Origin of the sequence: Senimuribacter intestinalis (assembly GCF_943192965.1) — a bacterium.
Taxonomy (GTDB): Bacteria; Bacillota; Clostridia; order Peptostreptococcales; family Anaerovoracaceae; genus Senimuribacter; species Senimuribacter intestinalis.
Window position 1 is genome coordinate 262,498 of sequence record NZ_CALPCF010000003.1, and the last position, 19,655, is coordinate 282,152.

The following is a 19,655-nucleotide window of genomic DNA, read 5'->3' on the forward strand; positions in this document are numbered from 1 at the left end:
TTTATTTCTCCTCCTTTACGATGGCATCTACCGGGCAAACCTGTGCGCAAACGTCGCAGCCTACACAGTCAGCTCTATTGATATGTACTTTCTTAGTATCTTTGTCAAAGATCAGTGCAGGACATCCAGTCTTCTGACATGCCTTACATCCGATACACTTGTCAGGATCTACAACATCCTTTGTCTGGAACAGACCCGGGAATTCTTCCAGATCAGCCTGAGAGAATTTCTTCAGCACGCACGGCCATCTTGTGATGATAACAGATGGTTCATCCAGATCCCAAAATTCATCAAAGGCGGCGTCAACTGCTTTCAGGTCGTTCGGATCGATTACTTTTACATGCTTGATACCGATGGCTTTAACCAACGCTTCCATGTTGATCATGTTAGCTTCTTCACCTTTTACGGTGTAGCCAGTACCCGGATTCTGCTGATGACCCGTCATACCGGTAATTCTGTTATCGAGAATTACGTTGATGGTATTGCTGTTGTTGTAAACGGTGTTCATCAGGGAGTTTACGCCGGTATGGAAGAATGTAGAGTCACCCAGTACGGTAACAACCTTTCTCTTAATGCCTTCTCTGTTGAAGGTTTTCTGCGCGCCGTGCCCCATAGAAATAGATGCGCCCATACAGATCGCAGCGTCCATTGCATTATAAGGCGCGCCGTATGCCAAAGTATAGCAGCCGATGTCGCCAGTAATCATCACATCTTTTCTCTTGCCCAGTCTATAGAACAGTCCTCTGTGCGGACATCCTGCACAAAGTGTCGGCGGACGCTTGATGACTTTTTCTTTGTCATAAGAAATCTGCGGCAGTTCTTCACCGTAAAGCGCTTTTCTCAGCACGTCGGAAGTCATTTCACCGTATGCAGGGAATGTGTCCTTGCCGTGGCATGCAAATCCGAGACGCTGTACAAATTCTTCGATATATGGATCGTCTTCTTCTACGATATAAATCGTTTCTACCTTGCTGCAGAACTCTTTGATCATCTCTGTCGGCAGCGGGAATGTGAAGCCTAATTTCAGATAAGAAGCATCTTCTCCGAATACTTCCTTCGCATAGTAATAGGAAGGACCGGATGCGATAACACCGATTTTGGTTCCGTTCATCTCAGCAAAGTTGAACTTGGACTGTTCGGAGTACGCCTCCAACTTCTTGGTTCTTTCTTCCATGTTTACTCTGTTGACTCTTGCGTTAGCAGGCACGCAGACGAATCTTGCCAGATCCTTTTCCCAAGGTCTGTTGGCAACTTCTACTCTTTCGCCAACTTCTACCAGCGATTTAGAGTGACATACACGAGTAACCATTCTCATCAGCACCAATGCGCCATAGGTTTCGGAAACTTCATAAGCTTCCTTCATCATGTCAAGGCATTCCTGAGAGTCTGCAGGCTCAAACATCGGCATCTTTGCCATCTTAGCAAAGTTTCTGTTGTCCTGTTCATTCTGAGAGGAGAACATGCCCGGCTCATCAGCTGTTACCAGTACGGAACCGCCGTTTACTCTCATGGTGGCAAAGGTCATCATCGGGTCAGCAGCTACGTTTACACCTACGTGCTTCATGGAAGCCATGCTTCTTGCCCCAGCCATTGATGCCCCTGCTGCGGATTCCATGGCTACCTTTTCGTTCGGTGCCCATTCAGCGTAAATCTCCTTATATTTAGCAACATTTTCCAAAATTTCTGTACTAGGCGTTCCAGGATATGCAGATGCGTGTGTTACGCCAGCCTCATAAGCCCCTCTTGCAATAGCTTCATCGCCTGTTAATAATTTTTTCATAAGGGTGAATCCTCCTTCTTCTATCTACCAAGTAATCTCTTACATGATTAACTTCTTAACCACATTTTAGAACCGGAAATTTCCGTTGTCAATTGATTTCACCAAATCAACCTATATTTTTTTCAATTTTTTCTGCTTTATGTATACGCAAACAATTTTTATATCTATTTTTTATTTATTTGTAATTATTGTATACAATAAACCGTGAATGCTCTATTTTTTCCATAAATCCGATTTTTCCAATGATAAAGGTGCATATAATTACACGTTTCCCGCATTTTCACCATATTTTTCCCGTAAAAATAAGGCATTATCAATCATTCATTATTTTTCGTCAAACCCTTTTCAAAGAAATCAGAAAACTATTGACATTATGGCGAAAATCCCTTAAAATATGCCTATCGATATGAAGACTAGACAAAGGAATACCAGACTATGAACAAGCCGATTAAGAAAGCCCCTATACGGGATCAGATTTACGACATCATCAAGAAAAATATCATTGAAGGAAAATACGAACCCGGAAGCCGCCTAAGCATTACAGCCCTTTCCAAAGAACTGAATGTCAGTAATTCTCCAGTGAGAGAAGCACTTTCCATGCTGAATCGCGACGGTATCATCGACATTTATCCCAATTCCGGACCCAGCGTCATTAAATTTTCCGAGCGAAGACTTGCACAGATTGCACAGGCAATTTTGAGCATGCTTCTTGGCGCCTTTGAGATCTGCCAGCAGACCGGCAGAATGGATCAGCTTGTAGAACTTTTACAGAAAACATTGAAAGCACAGATTGACCATCTGGAGGTAGACAATATGCAGGAATACGTTCGTTATTCCATCAGTTTCGAGTCCGCTTTCATCACCTGCTGTGACAATCCTTATATCACACGGCAGTACGGTCAAATCGAAGATTTATTTTACATGATTGTACTCTATAATCACTGGCATATTGACAGAAGCAGAAATCACACTGTCATGGAACACCAGCAGATTCTGAGCGCTATCATCAGCGGCGATTACAGCACCGCAAAGGATTTGCTGTCTGCCCATTATAATCGCTTCCAACTAAACGAAACAAACTAAATTCTTCCATCCCTTCTGCATACTCCCTCCTATTCTTTCAGAATTGAAGTATGCAATAGGAAAGCTCTTGCCTCTCCCCTTTCTGGCAAGAGCTTTTTTCATGAAAAAATTAATTTCTTTGCACAGTGTTCTTCCTATGTCCAATTTGCCACCGAAACACACAGAACAGCAGTATAATGCCCAGATATCCCGTAAAAGGATAAATAAATGCTACCAGTTTGTCAAAAGGCAGCTGCCCCAGGATAAAACTGTCAGCGCTGACCAGAAAAGCAATAATCAGAGACGCTTTACTCTTCGGTCTTGCAAGACCATTGCAGATGGACCAGAGCACCGGCGCTGCTGTAGAGAAGATGCCGCAGATCATAATACAGACAAACACCGTTCCCGCTGCAGATGATACGTTTTCTGCCAGTTTCAGAGAAGGCACGATACTGCTTTCTGCCAAATCCAGCCGTGAGGTCAATGCCAAATTCATGAAGATCACCGTAATCATCAGCAGTACGCCACCCGCAATGCCGCCAGCCGCTGCCTCTCTTTCAGATTTCGCATCCCTTCCCAGCGCCATCAGAAATGCAACTGAACTGACTGTATTATAGGCAACATACAAAATGCCGCTAAACCACCAGTTCTGTGCAGGGCGTGCATTCTGTAAAAATTCCACATCTACATTTCCCGCCATCAGATCACCAAAGTTCGCTGTAATCGTGCAGATTGCAATAAACACAGAAAAACCAATGATAAGCGGTCCCATAAGCCCTACAATATCAATGAGTTTATCAAGTCCAAAAGCAAAAGCGCCAAAGACCAGAAGCGCCATAATCAGTCCCCCTACATAGTAACTGACCCCGCAATACTCCGAAAGCGACGCTCCTGCACCGGAAATCATCACAGCAAGGACTGCAAATAAATAAAACAGAACAAAATATTCATAGAAAGTTCCCAGTATTTTTCCGCAAAAAAGCTGGTATGGCTTTTCTGCAGCTTTTTCACCTACCCGATGTCCAATCTTCATCAGGCTGCCACCTGCCCAGGAAAAAAGAATCATACTGACAATGGCTCCAGCGATTCCCATAGTTCCATAAGATGTATAAAACTGTAAAATTTCCTGTCCCGTTGCAAAACCAGAGCCGATTTCAAAGGCGATATAGGCTCCAGCATACTTCATAACCCGGATGATACTAATTTTTTCTTTCAACGCGAATCCCCCTTTGTACTTCCTACCAGAATATGCGGACAAAGAAAAAAATAGACCGAAAGCCTCTGCTTTCAGTCTATCCATTTTACATGTTCACTTGCTTGCCGTCCTCGCCAGAAGACTCTGCTACCACTCTTGCAAAATCCTCCCATTTATAGCTGCCCCGATCAGTCTCTCGATCCGGATCCTGTGCATTAAAAAAGCAGCTAGGAATTTCTCTTTCTTTCAGATTCTTCGCAATACAAGGCGTGCATCCTTCATTATGATTGACCGGGTTAAAAGGACAATCATAGTCATTGCAGGTACAAAAACTCACTTTCCCCATGTTGTAGCGCCTCCTTGTTTTTTCTTATCATACTCTATTTTCCTCCGCTGCGCAAGCTTTCTTCACAGGATGCCGAATCACAGTTTTGCACCGCTGTGCGGCGACTCTTCTTGGATCGGACAGATAAATTTCGTGGTGCCGCCGGTTTTCTGTAAAGTCTGTCACAAAACCCTGCTCTGCCACGTATGCCTCCATCAGCGCCACCGTTTGCGGCTCGTCATCATAAGCCCCCACGTGCATGCACTGAACACAAAGTCCTTCCTCCATCGTCAGATATTCCACTTTGGAGAAATCCCGTTTCTTCTTTGCTGTTGCTTCCGAGATCGCCCAGTCGAATTCTTCTCTGGTCACAAAATCCGGCAGCCGAATGGCTGAAATCCACTGAAAATCTTCTTTCCTGCTGAAATCGACGCCCTGCACGCCTTCCTGCCACCAAAATCCTTCCAGCGGAGGCACTACATAGTCAAAATAGCCCTCAATGCGATGGCTGCCCAATTTGCTCATCTTAATCGTAAAAGCAATGGCATATAGTAATCCGATAGCTTCTTTGTACGCGCCTCCCTCTTCATTGGGGTCTCCCTCTCCCCTAACTGCAATATAACGCATCTTGGGCACTTCCACCAAAGACGGCTTCTTCCCCGGTTGATAAAACTCTTTGTATTCCTTTTTATAATCAAACGCCATTGTTACTTCACCTTCTTTTTCTTCGGTTTCGGCATAGGCAGATCCGCCCACGTTGTTTTCACAAAGCTGACTAGAAATTCCCGATTGTCGATATCTTCAAAAAGAAAATAATCCTTCGCACTTTCATAAGGCGGCGCAAGGGTCAGCTGGGGTGCGAGCCTGCGCCCTGCCTCAGTTACCTTGATGAACAGCTGGTCATCGCAAATGACCGCAAAAATTTTACCGTCCAGATACATGCCGTACTCGCCGAACATTTTCCGGTATGTGATTTCTCCCGCTTCCGAAAGCTGTCCTGCCACATATTCTACGAATTCTAAATGAGATGCCATCCTTTTACTCCTTTCTTACCCGATTTCGTCAAAGCAAAGTTTCACAGAGACGTTCAAACTTTTTTTCTGAAAGAATTTCATGGGTGATATAAGTTCCATTATAAAACAGTCCGTAATTGGTCCATGCCATGGGCGCATTCTGCGCCTGCTCACAGGTTTCGATTTTTCTCTTCTCAAAAGCGATACCCTTTGCCTCTGCCAGGTTTTCAATCACCGGCACATATTTTGCGGTGAAAGGACAGCCGCTGGTGTAATACAGCGTAAAGCCCTCCTCTTTCAGCGCCGGTTGCTTCGCATTGGGACGAAATACGGGTTTTGCCGCGTCCGCCGAAAACGGCAGATACAGCAGCGTAAAATACGGTTCCGCCGTATCAGCAAGCAGAAAGCCTTTATGCTGCAGATACTTTGGATCAGACAGAAAACCTTTCTTTTTTTCAGATGAAATGATTGAAAGACCCGATTTACCCTGTGCTTTTGCGTCTGCAATACAGGTGCGCAGAAGTTCGCTGGAATAGCCGTGCCCCTTGCTTGCACCCGACACCCAGAAGCAGTTAATGTGCATGTAATTTTCAGCCTCAATAGGCAGCCACGCCTTTTCCGCAGGGATATACTCGATAAAGCACTTTCCCCTGGTATCAGCCCTCAGAAACACTAAACCATCTGCAAACCGTTCTTTCAGCCAGCCTTTCTTGCTGGTCACCTGCGGGTCTCTATTCGATGATATGGCACAGCAAATGTGCTCTTTTTCCAGATTTTCTTCAGTCAGTTTGATGTACTCCATTGTATTTTTCCTCCATTTTTTGGATTATCTGGCGCAATTCTTCTCGTAGTTCTTCCGGCTGCAAAAGTTCCGCCTGCGCTCCGAAAGTAAGCAACCATGTCAGCAGATTTTCCTTGTCGGTATAGTCCGCACAAAAAAGCAGCCTTCCATCTTCCTGCTCTCGAAAAGAGTCCACTCCAAACTCCTCAATCAATCGCCATTTTGCCCCGGCTTCAAAGAGTGCTTTTACCTTGATTTCTCCCGGAAAAATTTTCTCGTTAGAAAGTTCCGGAAAAGGTACATCACGCCCAGCAAAGCATTCCCCCACCTTTTCCACGTAGGTCATCCGATTGAGCTTAAACAGACGAAAATCCTGTCTCTTTTCGCACCACGCCCACAGATACCAGCTGGACCAGTGAAATACCAGGTAATACGGCTCCACCGTTCGCATTTCTTCTCCTTTCGGCGAATAATACCGAAATGTCAGCTTCCTTTTCTCCGAAATCGCCTCCTGCATCAACTGAATCTTCGGCGCCAGAGTCTCTTTGTACCAAGAAGACAAATCAATCAGCATAAAATCGCTGCCGCAGGTAAAGCTCGACGCGCCAGGCTTTAACTTTTCCATCAGCTGCTCATAATAACTGCTTCCGCTAACACTGTCAAGGCTCCGCAGACCTGCTAAAATCATCTGCATATCCTTTGTCGTAAGCAGTGTTCTGTCAATTTTGTAGCCATCCATAATAGAAATGCCTCCGCCGCTTCCCTGACTGGTCGCAATAGGAATCCCCGCCTTGCAGAGGGCTTCGATATCTCTGTTGATGGTTCTTCTGGACACTTCAAAGCGTTCTGCAAGTTCTGGCGCTGTAACCTGTTCACATCGCAAAAGCACAGATAAAATGCCGATTAGCCGGTCGATTTTCATAAATAAAATCTCCTCTTTTGTATAGTATCCTCATAATAGCAAAGCAAACACGACAGCAGTGTGTCATGTTTGCTTTGATTTTGTCGCAATTATTTTTAAGGCTACACTAGTTTTCTCCGGAACTCATACTTCGGATACCAGCCTGAAGCGTCCCGCGACTCCAACGTAAATCCAAACCTATCGCCAAAATCCATATCCTCATTTTCCAGATACAACTCCTCATATCCACGTTCTTTTAAAAACGTGAAGAAGCCTTCCGCAAAAGCGGTAATTTCCAAAAGCTCTTTTCCCTCATCGGTCAGCCAAATGCCGCAAAGCTCCGTTGCTCTTCCATCATAGTGGGCAATACGAGCGTATCCAACCGTCTTCTCCCGCAGCTTTCCTTCAAAGGACGCAATCACATCGGTTTTCTCCGTTTCTTCAAAGGCAATCTGCCCGGTTTCTGCTTTTGCTTCGTAATCCTTTCTGAGAATGGAGTAATATCGGCAGTCTGAAAGCCCTGTATTATCCCTCGCTACTTCGCGCAAAGTCCCCTCGTACTGCATACCGCATTTTTTCATCACCATACCGGAATGGGGATTGAATACATCGTGTCTGGCTTCAATCCGATTATAATTAGTTTTCTGAAACAGAAAATCGATGACAGCCTGCAGTGCCTCCGACGCAATACCCTGATGCCAATATTTTTTTCCAATACAGTATCCAATGGCAATCATACGAGTGTCCGAATCCGCTGCAGCCATGCCAATACTGCCGATTGGTTCGCCAACCTCATCTAGCACAATAGCCCAGTTATAAAAATTTTCATCAGCATACTGCTGTTCCCAATCCTTCAGCACTGTCCTGGTTACTTCTATATTATCATGGGCAGGCCATGTTAAGAACCTGGTTACTTCGCAGTCAGACGCCCAATTGCAGTACATCGCCTTCGCATCGTCTATGTAAAATTTTCTAAGTGTCAACCTCTCCGTCTTAATCGTCTCTGTTCCCATTTGCTTCTCCTCTCAGTTTAAAATTATTTCTTCCGTTGAAAAGTTGTGTTCATTATATACTATTTTTTTCTTCTTCTCAAGGCTTACGAGAATCTGCAGCACAGCAAATATATCTAGGTGTTCCTGAGAAATGATAAGATTTCTTTATAATATCTGTTCCAGCTCAGCAGAAAAAAAGTCTTTGGGTTTTCCTCGCTGTACAAAACCTGCGGTTTTGCAAAGTTCTTCATTGACCCATCTACTGTGGACTTCTTGAAACTGTCGCTCTTCTGACATCGGCTCTGCCATCCAGCTAAGCCGCTCCACTGCGCGATTCAATGCAGCAACCGGTCTGCGCCCATGAGTCTTTGTAATCCATACCTCGCCTGCTGCTTGCAGATAGCAATACACCTGTTCCCAGCTGTATCCCTCTGCCAGTAATCCTTCGGTTATGGTTTTTTGCACCATTTCCTCCAGGTTTGTCCAATCTGCTGCGCACAAGTTCGCTGTGACACAGGTAAATCGATTAGACGCATTTACAACTAAAAGGACATCTCTGCCCTGGTAAGTGACATTGTGCAAATCCCAGCAGAAAAAAAGGTCAGTCATTCCACCGTAGGCTGGCTGTTTTCGTTTCAAAAAACGCTGCAGCGGGATAGTAATTCCAAGTTCCATCGCAATCCTCCACTTTATTTTTCGTTTATAGTTTATCATACTTAAGATAAAAAACATAGAGGCAGCTATCTGCCCCTATGCTTTTCTTTCTTTTTTTGCTGTTTCAACGCAAACTGGCGCTTCTTCTCGACCATTTTCCTCTTTCGGCTTTCTGCCTTGCGCTCCGTTTTCATCTGTTCCTGCTGCAGTTTCAACGCCTGCTGAGATTTGGTTCCAATACCTTGGTTTTGCACCTGCCTGTGAATCTGGCGCTGGGCGCGCTTCGGATTGATACTGGCCTTCTGAAAGGCCGCCTCCACAGCCGGACTGAATCGCAACTGATTGTAGTTCTTTAAAACAAAATCATATACATCGTAGCTTTTCGGCTCTGCACCGAAAACCACCCTGCACACTGATAGTTTTCCCTTTTCTACACGCTCAAAGACGCCTACCCAAAAAGGTTCTTCAAAAAATACGGTCAGCTTTCCCGATACCTTGTCCATGACAATTCCTCCTTAAAATAATTGTAATGCACAAAGAACGGACGACCCTAAGGAGGGAGGGTTACTTACACCAAATCGGTGCGACCGGACTACCTACCGGTTCTGCAGGAATCTTGCAATAAAATTTCTGCGTTTGTGTTTTTATCTTTGCATATATATATTACCATAAAAATGCCCGTTTGTACTCATATCATCTAAAATGAAAATAGTTATTTTAATCCAGTAGCTTCCGCCCCGTTTCCACATACTCAGCAGCACTCTCTTTTAGCATCGCCAGCTGATCCTGATTCAGCGGTCTTATAGGTTTTGCCGGTCTGCCAAGAGCAAGAAATCCATCCGGAATTACTGTGTTTTCTGTGACCAGGCTGCCCGCGCCAATCAGACAGTGCTTTCCAATCTTCGCACCATTCATAACGATGGAGCCCATGCCAATCATCGTTTCATCGTCAATCTGACAGCCGTGAAGAATACAGCCGTGACCTACTGTTACGTTATTTCCAATCAGAACCTGATGTCCAGGGTCAGTGTGCAGCACACAGTGCTCCTGAATGTTGGTCCGTTCTCCAACACTGATACGCCCATTATCTCCCCGTAAAACAGCATAATACAGCACCGTTGCCTCATTGCCTACATGCACATCTCCAATCAAAATACTTTCTTTCGCAATATGGGCAGATTTGCTGATAACCGGTTTCATGTTCTTTCCTCCTGTAGTGTGTTTTATTGTAACGTATTTGCACCTATAGTACAAGGGGATCTGTTCCCATCAGAAAAGGTATAGCGAAAGTTCCAGCAATGTTTTATAAATCTAATATTGCAAGCAGCTGCTTCTGCCCGTTTTCCACAAATTGTTTTATATAATCCAGATCCACGCCTGCGCCGGGAAGCTCGGCATCTGTTTCCGCAAGAACACTCAAAAGCATTTCCTCTGTAACAAGTGGAATTTCGCTGGAGGCGATTAATTTACAAAGCACATCTTTTGCTTCCGGCTGTTCTTGTATAAACTCGCGAAAAAATCGAATCAATCCATCTGCACCGCGGCTGATATCACGGCTGTAACCTCTGGAAACCAGTGCAATATTATTATCATAGTTCGGCGCCATTTTTAAAATCCTGCCACTCGTCCTATCTCGCAGCAGTCCAAAATTTTTCGTATGTCGATCCATGTTAAAGCAAAGGGTATCCATCCAGAGAATTTTCAAATAATCAGACCCCAAAGCAGGATTTAGCGCGCATAACTTTTTATAGCTCCGGGCATAATCGTCCTCTTCGCCCATCACACCATCTGCCGTTTCAAAATTCATTTTGGCACCGCCTGTAAAATCTTTGGTTCTGATATAACCTTCTTCCATCTCATACCATGCCATAGAAAACCCCATCTCAAGACCCAGTCTGCAAATGAACAACTCCGAAAAATACTCCCAAGGTGTTCCCGCCTTATACATCCACCAGGCGCCATCCTTTCGACGCCAGCATTTTTCATAACTCCCAATGTTGGTCAACTCCGGTGTTCTGGAAGGTCTCTGTGAAAAGCTGTCAGGGTCACCATAAAGGGCAAGACCATCAAAATCATTTTCTTTAAAGCAAACATCTGCGTAATGCACCAGATGATTCGCAGAGCAAATCCAGTAAGTATCTGTAATGGTTGCACCATTGACGGACAAGGCAGTTTCCGCATCATCAGCGGTATGCAGACGAAACACTTTTTTCAGCAGACGGGAATTTACCCGATGCGTATCAATGGCACGACCTGCCAGCCATCCCGCTATGTCCTCTGTTCTCTCTAAATACAGCGGCAGCAAAGCGCTGTCAAACTTAAGGATTTTCCCATTCTCAATCTCAGCGATTTTTCTGTCTTCTGACATCAAATAACCTGTCAAAGATTCCACTTTCAAGCACTTCCCCTCCTTTCCATGCATATGGCATTATTATACTTCACAAAAGTTCAGTGCGCAATACAGAAAATCAGCATCTGCTTTATAGTACAGAATCAAAAATCTCCTGCACGCTACTTTATGCATCCAATTTCATATACAAAATCGGATACGGATGCCCCTGCTCATCGATTTCCGTCCGCCGAGCAAGCCGAAATCCCATGTGGGTATAGAAGCCAACCGCCTGCGGCACGATAAACAGCATTTCCAGTTTCCGGTTTTCCACTCCCATGAATCCAACAGGATTCGCCTGCGCATCCTGTGCAATGACCAATAGGTTTCTCCTTTTTAAAACTCTACGACATATATCTGATTTCCATGTTCTTCTATAATGCAAATCAAGTCCTCCACCTTGAGGTATACAGTTGCTGTATTGTCATTGGGATGCACCCCAATCATATGGGAACCGCCAAAAAAATCTTTATCAATACAAAACTGCACCTTTCGCTCACTATCGTTCAGCAAGCCAAAGGGCGTTACAGCACCCGCAGTTACTCCCAGCATATCCATCAAATCATGCTCCGGCGCAAAGCTCAAGGCACGGGTATGATTCTTTTCTCTAAACGCTTTCAGGTTTACTTTTTTATCACCCTTCACGGTGAGCAAATAGTAATTTCTTTTCTTGTCGTCTCGAATAAACAAATTCTTTCCATCGGCTTCCGGATAAGGCAATTGTAGTTTGGAAGCCTCTTCCATATTATACACCGCCTTGTGCTCTATAATCTCATGCCGGATATTCTTCGTTTTTAAATAGGCATAGATGTCTTGTTTCTGCATAACATTTCTATTTTTCATACAGCAAAACTCCCGTATTCCTTATCTCATAATAAATTTTAGATTGAGGCTCAATAAAGGACTTTCCATGAAAAAAGTCAATCTGAAAATGCATCACTTTGTTCTTTAAGAAAATTGCTTTTTTCATTATATTCTGCAGCTCGTCCAAGCGAAGTTAATGATTCTCTTTTTAATTCTTCAATTTCATCATCAATTAGGTGTTTACATAATACTGATTTCTCTTCTTGATTACACACAAACACTTCACCTCTTAAATTGACGTTTATACTCTTTACACGCAGCCTCAACTTCATTCATGAGTTCAACCAATCCCCTTTCAAAACAAAATCCCCCAGAATGATAAATAAAAATGTAATCTAATGCAAAGGGCGAATAGCTATTCGAATTAAGACTCTCCGTTTTCTTATATTATGCGCTATAAATAAATACATCAAATTTGCTTTTTCAAAATTAGTATAACTTGTTTTTTTATTTTTGTCACGGTTTAACAAAAAGTATCTGCTACATTTATAAAAATCTTCTTGCCATTCATATCTTTTATGACGTAACTCCTTTTTATATTTTAAAAACAGGAAAAACCTCTGTCTAACTTCATTTCGTATTTTTCGTCAATCGCCGTACATAACTTTTGCCAGACTTCAAACAAGGATTGTCCGAGCAATTCAGTCACCGTCGATTCAGATGGTATATTTTCAAGCATTGTATCCCCTCTGTAATGTCGATATCGTCCCGCCTGTCACAAGAAATCACTTGAATTCCGGCTTTGTCCAAAGCATCTTTCCCCCGCTAGTATTTTCATAACGATCGTGTTTCGTATACGCATAATAGATTTTTTCAAAATTGTCATCTTAAAAGGGCAGGTATCACGATACCTGCCCAAATCATAAAAAATGGATTATCTATATTTCTTTTTCACTGCATATGCTGTACCGCCCAGCCCAATTGCCGCCGCTACCAGCACCGCAAGCCATGCCAGCATATTCGCTGCATCGCCTGTTCTTGGAATCCACCACGGCAGTTCATCCGATTCTTGATTTTCATTGAGGATGTCCTCAACTTCTTCCGGTGTTTTGATATTCTTGTCCGGTTTGCCATCTCCATCGGTATCGATGTTAATATCTGGAATTCCATCTCCATCGATATCCACGTTGAGATCCGGAATCCCATCTCCGTCCGTATCAATGTTAATGTCTGGAATTCCATCTCCATCGGTATCAATGTTAATGTCCGGTTTGCCATCTCCATTAGTGTCGATGTTAATGTCTGGCTTTCCATCTCCATTGGTATCAATGTTGATGTCCGGCTTTCCATCTCCATTGGTGTCAATGTCGATATCTGGTTTGCCGTCCCCATTGGTATCAATATTGATATCCGGCTTTCCATCTCCATTGGTGTCGATGTTGATGTCTGGCTTTCCGTCCCCGTTGGTGTCGATGTCGATATCTGGTTTGCCGTCTCCATCGGTATCGATATTGATATCTGGTTTTCCATCTCCGTCGGTATCGATATCTACATCCGGTTTTCCATCGTCATTGGTATCAATGTTAATGTCTGGTTTTCCATCTCCATCGGTGTCGATGTTGATATCTGGTTTTCCATCTCCGTCGGTATCAATGTCGATATCTGGTTTTCCATCATCATCTGTATCGATGTTGATGTCTGGCTTTCCGTCTCCATCCGTATCGATATCTACATCCGGCTTTCCGTCTCCATCGGTGTCGATGTTGATATCTGGTTTATCATCTCCGTCGGTATCGATGTTAATATCTGGCAATCCGTCATCGTCGGTATCAATGTTGATATCTGGAATCCCGTCATCGTTGGTGTCCTTGTTCAAATCTGGATCAATCAAGCTCGGTTTCCGTACATTATAGGTCAAATTGATGGTGGTCTTATTTCCCTGTTTATCGGTTACCGTCTGGGTTACAATATATTTCCCTGGATTTGATAAATCGATTTCTGTAACCGGGTTTCCATCTCGATCGACGATAGAAATTTCAGAACGATCCACTTCCAGCAGACGTCCATCCAAGCCAACGAATACATATCTTTTCTCGAATAATGCTTCCAATTCGTCCAAGGCAACTGTTTTATCTTTTTCTGTCTTCCGAGAGATACTATCATTCACTTTACCATGCAGTCGTAAAAGATCAGTACCATCTTCAATTCGCTCAATCTCGTCTGGAAACAGCTTCTTTCCATCCGGCTCACTGTCTGGATCATCCGGATCCACCTCTCCATTTGGAATCATCGGAATCGGTGGATTGACAAATGGGAAGTTGTCCGGTTTATCCTTTTGTATCTTTGCTACAGCGCTGGATTCTTCGTAGTTATATCCACCAGTGTATTTCACCTCTACGTCAATTTTTCCGGAATCTAAATTAGGAATGGCGGGATACTTTGTTCCACTAAAGTCAACTACAAGTTCTACTTCCCTATACGCATATCCGCCGTCCTCTGTCAACACAGTATTCTTTACTATATCCCCCGACGTTGCTTTGGATACTTGATTCTTAATCGGTGCGCCTACTTTTACACCATTTACATAGAACTGCATTTCTCCATCTGGCGCTTTACAGGTCGTCTTTCTATATTTATCTCCCTGTTTTATATTCGCTTTAAAGGTCATCGATTTTACAACCTTTTCACCGTCTTTTTCTTCCGTCTCAATGGAATACTCTGCTCCGTCAATCTTTGATGGGATTCTCTTGATTGTTGCCCAGCTTGTAGCTTGATGTCCCCAATAAGACGTCTCGAAAGCACTTCCTGGTTTTGCGTACTGTTTGGAAATCAAAGTGAACTTATATATGCCCGCATCTGCCGGCATCTTGTCAGATGATACTTCTTTTTCAATCGGCGTGCCATTCTCTTTATCATATCTCTGCGTCATAACGGTGATATCATCATTCTCGTCTAAGATTCTATCGTCTGACGCCTTGATTCCTCCATTCTTTGTAAAATCGAAGTTCTCAAAATTAAGTCCATCGTAGAATTTATTGAGGTCCTTTATATAATCTACTGGTATTTCGAACTCAACATATCTCTTTAATAGAGAAGAACCATTTCCATCAGCTTCTTCAACAAATAAAGGGTCTAATCCTTGTAACTTCCCATCTTTATCCCAGTAAGAGAACTTGATAGAAAGTCTTTCTCCTTTGGCTGATTCCGGTACCCATAAATAAAGTTTTCCATTATCCATACAATATGGAGGGCCATAGTTGTACGGTTTACCGCCAATGGTTACTTCCCCACCACTACGGTCTATAATCGCATTAAGATTGCCAGCAAGATCTGCAGAAAGATCGATTGTAGTCATAAATACATGACCTCCCTCTGCGTCATATGCATAGTTAACGCCATTCTCCATACGGAATCCCTTGCCTCCATCCGGGTGAACGGAACCTCCGGTTATGTAGATTTTCCCTCCGTTACCATCAATTGCATACATATCTGCTGAGGTTGCCTTTCCAATCAAGGTTCCGCCTGTAACCCTGATGACACAGCCCTGCGCAGTTGTAACACAGGCCGCTCCAAATGCGCCGCCATGTGTGCCACCTGTAGATTTGATAAATCCATTGGTAATGGTTATATCGCCACATTTTCTATAAAATTTGTGACGATTTGCGCCTTTCACTGCGCCATGCTGAGAATTACCCTCACTATAAGGTACGACATCTAAATTGCCATATCCTGCGCCAATTCCCGCGGCATGATAGGCTCCCCAAGCGTTAATGTCTCCACCATTTAGTTCAATATGTGTGGAACCACCAACAACACCGGCACCAATCCCTGCACCTGCACAGGTTCCTCCGGTGCCACTTGTCCACGCGCGAGCATTAACCACTCCACTATTGAAAATCATAGTTCCCGCAATTTCTGAATGTCCACCACCTATTCCAGCAGAATTTGGTCCGCCAGTAGCGTTCAGCGTGCCATTTCCATTGACACGAAGGGTTGCAGTCTGCGCAACATGAAGTGCTGCAGCTGACTGACTACCGGAAATAGTCAGGGTATTTGTAGCGCCATCTTTCAATGTCAAATTACATGTACTTCCCGGAAGTAAGTTGATTGGAGAGTCTTTCTTTGCACTCTCTGTAATCGTCACACCAGCCAGCGTAATGTTTGCTGTTGTGTTTTCCTTAATCCAAATATTATGGGTAGTTGATGTCCCAGAAATTGTTACTGGTGTATCAGTTTCAATCTGAATATAGGCTCCCCATGTAGGATCTGTACCAGTGGTGACACCATTTCCCTCACTAATACCTTTTCCTGTAATGGTTAAACCACCGGCAGTTACTTGACCTTCCTGCGTTTCTTCTGCTGCCATCATGATGCTGCCGCCCAGCATTATGGTCGCAGCCAGCGTTTCAGCATCTTCCGCCAATATATAACCTTCTGGTAAAGAAGCCTGCAAAGTGTGTTCGCCTTTTGTCACGCCATCACCTAACGGGCTAAAGTCCCAGGTAATTTCTAATTCCTCTTCTGTACCGTCTTCCAGTACTGCCTTGATGGACTGCGGGAAACATCCCTCCAGCAATTCTGCTGTAAGCGGGGTTTCTGCATCTGCCGCAGTGTCCAGATACCATTTTTCTGTCTTCTTATCGTACGTCAGCAATCCGTCATTATCTGCCCACGTCCAGGAAGCAATCACAACCCTTTCTGGGTTCTCCACACTGCCATCCGGAAGTCGTCCGTCACTACCTGACTGTACCTCATTCAGAGTATTTTCGCCAACTAAACTGCCAACGTAAGTCGAATCATCTGTAGCATGTTGTTCTGCCTTGCCATCTCTTACGGTAGCCTCCTCTGCACTGGCTCTAAAAATATCACGAAATCCAGTTGCGTATGCAAGCACTACCATAAAACACAGCAAAACACTAGCTACCTTCTTTACTAATGGTTTGCCTCTCATTTGTTCTCCCTTCCTCATACAAAAATACGACAAACGCAGTAAATCCATGTTCTGGCTAGATATGCCCTGGAGGCTCTTTCCTCCAATATCTTTTTCTTCCAAGAAAACAGATTTCCTTCATTCGTCCATTCGTGTCTTTTCAACAAAATACTTTTTATCCGATAAAATTATACCCCCCCCCCATACATTTTTGTCAAGTCTATTGAAGATGTCTTCTATTTATTAAGGAATTGGGATTTAAGCTGAAAAAGATTAAGGAAATCCTGCCAAAACCTGACTTTGATAGAATTAAGGCTTTCAAAAGATAAAAAGAACTGCTTCTGCTGAAGCGCAATCGGACAGACAGACTTATACAGCTTCTTAGCCGCTTAGAGAAAGGAGAACAATATATGAGTTTTAAAGAATTTGACCTGTCCGATTACATCACCGCTTTAGAAGATTTTAAAAATAACAGCACTGATGATGTTATCAAACACTGGGGAAGTATTGAAAATTTTGATATGTTTATTCAGAAAATCAAAGATGATGAATCCGAATTAGCTAAACTCGCCATTCAACAATTCGGCAGTATTGAAAAGTACGCCGAAGCCATGAAACATAATTTAGAGCATTTCTCTGAACTCATGGAAACACAACTAATGGAAGAAGTGAAAGAAATTGGAAAACAATCTGATATTCTGTATGGCATACTAACCACTAATTTGTCAGAAGATGTTTCCTCCCCTAAAATACAATCCATTGTATCCCTCGATAAGCTCTATATCAATGTTCTTATCGACACATATTCAAGCGATTATATAAAAAGCATGACTGACAGTCAATATGGAAAAGGGGCTTCTGATTATATTGTAAAAGCGTTCCGTTATTACTCGGAGAACAACGTTTCCGAAAACAATTAGAGGCAACAGGCACTCTCTCTAAAAAATATATCCCGGCAACTAATCATTCTCGCTATGCTGAAAAATAGCTTGCCACACTTTAGAGAGCCTTAGTGACATTTGAATTTTCTTGTGGTATAGTGGACTTCCACTTTTAGGAAAAGGAGTTGATGATATATGCCACAGATGAATAAAGGCGGTAAATTTATTTTCGGAAAATCACTGATACGAAATGATTTGACAATCCATCTGCCAGCCCAGGCTCTTACAGAGTACAACGCCACAGTAGAGGAAAAAGTCTATCTTTTTACTGGAAGCAAAGTCACTGGCGGCTTTTGTGTAACAAGAAAAGAATTGTTAGAACCGTCAAAATTAGGACACATTCTTACTGATAATCCGGCTTTACAAAGTTATCAGACCGCAGAGGGCGAATTTATCAAATACAAAGGGCGGTCATACTGTTGGGTAAATATTTCAGAGAATGGTATCATTCAGCTTAATCAGCAAATATTGGACTTCCTTAATCTAAAGATTGGAATGGAACTATTGTCTATCCGAAGCAGTGATATAGCTTTTACAATGGGTGCAACCGGTCCTTTGTTGGATAGAGCCGACAATTATGAGGGCGAAAGTCCTCTAAACAACAATTGCCTGTATTGTTAAATCATCTCTAAAGTTCTTTTATATAGTGGGTCTAAATCACAACCACTACTTCCACATTTTTCGTTTGCCTGTTTAATTGCTGATATTAAAGTATCTTTATGAGCTTTTCCATCTAACCATTGTTGTGCGAGAATAGATATTAAATCCCAACCAGATATAACAAACTTCTCCACAATAGATTTTAATTCTTCCATAATATTACTTCCAAATTAGCAAATATCGTTTTGTTGTTTTTATAATTTTTCTATTTCCTTCAACGCTTTCCGAATGTCCTTACAAACCAATGATTGCATACTATCGTCATAAATAGATATATTTGCCTTATTAAGTGCAAAAAGTATGTCGTTCCTCAATTCTGGCTTATATTTTGCAATAATAGGCAACAATTTAATACATTGTCGCGCTGTAATGGGTTTAACATCTGTTATGTGTTTCAAATATTCATCAATGATTTCATCAATTTTATACTCTTTATCCCATTTTGCATTATAAGCAAGTAGTGTAAGCCCCCGTGTGCGAATATAAGAATTGTCACTCTCAAGCATATCACTTAACCTATCTATAAAAGGATAAACGCAATCCGTTTCTTCACTTTTTCTTTGTAATTCTTGTAGTGCCTTGTAAGCAACATTATTATTCTTATCAAACAATAATTCAAAGATTTCCGCTATATTGACTAGCATAAAATCCTCCTTCACAAGTGAGAATTCAAAAAATAATTACATACCGACCATTTTTTTAACAGTGTTTGCCGTCCTTATTGTTAGTTTATTACTGATATTGGCATTTGCTGTCTTAGACCACCAATTTGTTTTTTGATAATCTTTCCTGCTGAAAGACCAGAATATTGCTTCATTATAATCTTTAATCCTTTCTAATTCCTCTTTAGGCTCTCCAATCTCACAATATACCTCTGCGAATGTAGCGGGTGGCATAATAAAAATTAAATTGTCATAGATTTCCTTATTTTCGTTTCCCCACCAGTCAGGCGCATTGTGCAAGATGTCATCAAGTTCTTCTCTTAATATGACAAAAACAGGAATATCCAAGGTGAATTGTTTTTTTATCATTATCTCAATCTGTTTCGTGAACTTCTCTGTGTCACCTTTCTCACTCGAAAAAGCCACATTACCGCTGTTCAAATATGTCCTAACCTCTCCAAACTCAAGTTTTTCAAACTCTTTCTTTAATTCGGCCATCGATACTTTATTTTTGCCACTTATATTGATACCTCGCAGAAATGCAATATATCTTTTCATATTCGCTA

Annotated in this window: 23 protein-coding genes; 3 read left to right on the forward strand and 20 right to left on the reverse strand. The window is 42.7% G+C overall.

Going from position 1 to position 19,655, the window contains the following annotated elements:
- Position 1: 1 nt before the first annotated feature.
- On the reverse strand, positions 2–1,780 hold the full coding sequence (gene iorA / locus NFR88_RS04650) for an indolepyruvate ferredoxin oxidoreductase subunit alpha (protein ID WP_160202821.1): 1,779 nt from the start codon (positions 1,778–1,780) through the stop codon (positions 2–4).
- A 435-nt stretch (positions 1,781–2,215) separates the two neighbouring features.
- Between iorA and NFR88_RS04655 the strand changes: the two genes are divergently transcribed.
- Positions 2,216–2,863: a GntR family transcriptional regulator gene (locus NFR88_RS04655; RefSeq protein WP_160202822.1), complete on the forward strand. Its 648-nt coding sequence runs from the start codon at positions 2,216–2,218 to the stop codon at positions 2,861–2,863.
- Between the two features lie 109 nt (positions 2,864–2,972).
- Here the strand turns inward: NFR88_RS04655 and NFR88_RS04660 are convergent, their stop codons facing one another.
- The 16 genes from NFR88_RS04660 to NFR88_RS04735 all read right to left on the reverse strand — a co-directional run bounded on the left by NFR88_RS04660 (position 2,973) and on the right by NFR88_RS04735 (position 16,847).
- Positions 2,973–4,058 (reverse strand): YkvI family membrane protein, encoded by a 1,086-nt coding sequence (locus NFR88_RS04660; protein WP_251613839.1) that lies wholly within the window; start codon positions 4,056–4,058, stop codon positions 2,973–2,975.
- Between the two features lie 85 nt (positions 4,059–4,143).
- On the reverse strand, positions 4,144–4,383 hold the full coding sequence (locus NFR88_RS04665; RefSeq protein ID WP_160202824.1) for a DUF6485 family protein: 240 nt from the start codon (positions 4,381–4,383) through the stop codon (positions 4,144–4,146).
- 27 nt (positions 4,384–4,410) lie between these two features.
- Positions 4,411–5,067, reverse strand: a complete 657-nt coding sequence (locus NFR88_RS04670; RefSeq protein ID WP_160202825.1) for a GyrI-like domain-containing protein — start codon at positions 5,065–5,067, stop codon at positions 4,411–4,413.
- Between the two features lie 2 nt (positions 5,068–5,069).
- A complete protein-coding gene (locus NFR88_RS04675; RefSeq protein WP_160202826.1) occupies positions 5,070–5,396 on the reverse strand; it encodes a TfoX/Sxy family protein in 327 nt (108 codons plus the stop codon).
- Between the two features lie 28 nt (positions 5,397–5,424).
- On the reverse strand, positions 5,425–6,177 hold the full coding sequence (locus tag NFR88_RS04680) for a GNAT family N-acetyltransferase (RefSeq protein WP_160202827.1): 753 nt from the start codon (positions 6,175–6,177) through the stop codon (positions 5,425–5,427).
- Entirely contained in the window at positions 6,155–7,078 is a 924-nt protein-coding gene (locus NFR88_RS04685) for a helix-turn-helix transcriptional regulator (RefSeq protein ID WP_160202828.1), read from the reverse strand. The genes NFR88_RS04680 and NFR88_RS04685 overlap by 23 nt, the downstream gene beginning before the upstream one ends.
- 101 nt (positions 7,079–7,179) lie before the next feature.
- Entirely contained in the window at positions 7,180–8,070 is an 891-nt protein-coding gene (locus NFR88_RS15140; protein ID WP_307726230.1) for a GNAT family N-acetyltransferase, read from the reverse strand.
- A 144-nt stretch (positions 8,071–8,214) separates the two neighbouring features.
- Positions 8,215–8,724: a DUF6933 domain-containing protein gene (locus NFR88_RS04695; RefSeq protein ID WP_160202830.1), complete on the reverse strand. Its 510-nt coding sequence runs from the start codon at positions 8,722–8,724 to the stop codon at positions 8,215–8,217.
- A gap of 65 nt (positions 8,725–8,789) precedes the next feature.
- Positions 8,790–9,206: a YjdF family protein gene (locus NFR88_RS04700; RefSeq protein ID WP_161907784.1), complete on the reverse strand. Its 417-nt coding sequence runs from the start codon at positions 9,204–9,206 to the stop codon at positions 8,790–8,792.
- Between the two features lie 214 nt (positions 9,207–9,420).
- Positions 9,421–9,903, reverse strand: coding sequence for a gamma carbonic anhydrase family protein (locus NFR88_RS04705; protein WP_160202832.1), 483 nt, complete (start codon positions 9,901–9,903; stop codon positions 9,421–9,423).
- Between the two features lie 103 nt (positions 9,904–10,006).
- Positions 10,007–11,101 (reverse strand): hypothetical protein, encoded by a 1,095-nt coding sequence (locus NFR88_RS04710; RefSeq protein ID WP_251613841.1) that lies wholly within the window; start codon positions 11,099–11,101, stop codon positions 10,007–10,009.
- Positions 11,102–11,219: 118 nt separating this feature from the next.
- Complete coding sequence (locus NFR88_RS04715; protein ID WP_251613844.1) at positions 11,220–11,414, reverse strand: GNAT family protein; 195 nt, start codon at positions 11,412–11,414, stop codon at positions 11,220–11,222.
- Positions 11,415–11,428: 14 nt separating this feature from the next.
- A complete protein-coding gene (locus tag NFR88_RS04720; protein WP_251613847.1) occupies positions 11,429–11,935 on the reverse strand; it encodes a prolyl-tRNA synthetase associated domain-containing protein in 507 nt (168 codons plus the stop codon).
- Between the two features lie 77 nt (positions 11,936–12,012).
- On the reverse strand, positions 12,013–12,228 hold the full coding sequence (locus tag NFR88_RS04725) for a hypothetical protein (protein WP_251613850.1): 216 nt from the start codon (positions 12,226–12,228) through the stop codon (positions 12,013–12,015).
- Positions 12,229–12,497: 269 nt separating this feature from the next.
- Positions 12,498–12,635, reverse strand: coding sequence for a DUF3788 family protein (locus NFR88_RS04730; protein WP_251613853.1), 138 nt, complete (start codon positions 12,633–12,635; stop codon positions 12,498–12,500).
- 195 nt (positions 12,636–12,830) lie between these two features.
- Complete coding sequence (locus tag NFR88_RS04735; protein ID WP_251613857.1) at positions 12,831–16,847, reverse strand: Ig-like domain-containing protein; 4,017 nt, start codon at positions 16,845–16,847, stop codon at positions 12,831–12,833.
- 389 nt (positions 16,848–17,236) lie between these two features.
- Between NFR88_RS04735 and NFR88_RS04740 the strand changes: the two genes are divergently transcribed.
- Positions 17,237–17,746: a TipAS antibiotic-recognition domain-containing protein gene (locus NFR88_RS04740; protein WP_251613860.1), complete on the forward strand. Its 510-nt coding sequence runs from the start codon at positions 17,237–17,239 to the stop codon at positions 17,744–17,746.
- A gap of 156 nt (positions 17,747–17,902) precedes the next feature.
- The gene (locus tag NFR88_RS04745) at positions 17,903–18,388 is read left to right on the forward strand and encodes a hypothetical protein (RefSeq protein WP_251613863.1); all 486 of its coding nucleotides are present in this window, start codon (positions 17,903–17,905) and stop codon (positions 18,386–18,388) included.
- Here NFR88_RS04745 and NFR88_RS04750 read toward each other — a convergent pair.
- From NFR88_RS04750 to NFR88_RS04760, 3 genes are read right to left on the reverse strand one after another with little or no spacing between them, the layout of a single operon-like run.
- Entirely contained in the window at positions 18,385–18,582 is a 198-nt protein-coding gene (locus NFR88_RS04750) for a hypothetical protein (RefSeq protein ID WP_251613865.1), read from the reverse strand. The genes NFR88_RS04745 and NFR88_RS04750 overlap by 4 nt on opposite strands.
- A gap of 39 nt (positions 18,583–18,621) precedes the next feature.
- A complete protein-coding gene (locus NFR88_RS04755) occupies positions 18,622–19,071 on the reverse strand; it encodes a SufBD protein (protein WP_251613868.1) in 450 nt (149 codons plus the stop codon).
- 36 nt (positions 19,072–19,107) lie between these two features.
- A complete protein-coding gene (locus NFR88_RS04760; RefSeq protein ID WP_161907791.1) occupies positions 19,108–19,647 on the reverse strand; it encodes a DUF1697 domain-containing protein in 540 nt (179 codons plus the stop codon).
- Between the last annotated feature and the right edge of the window lie 8 nt (positions 19,648–19,655).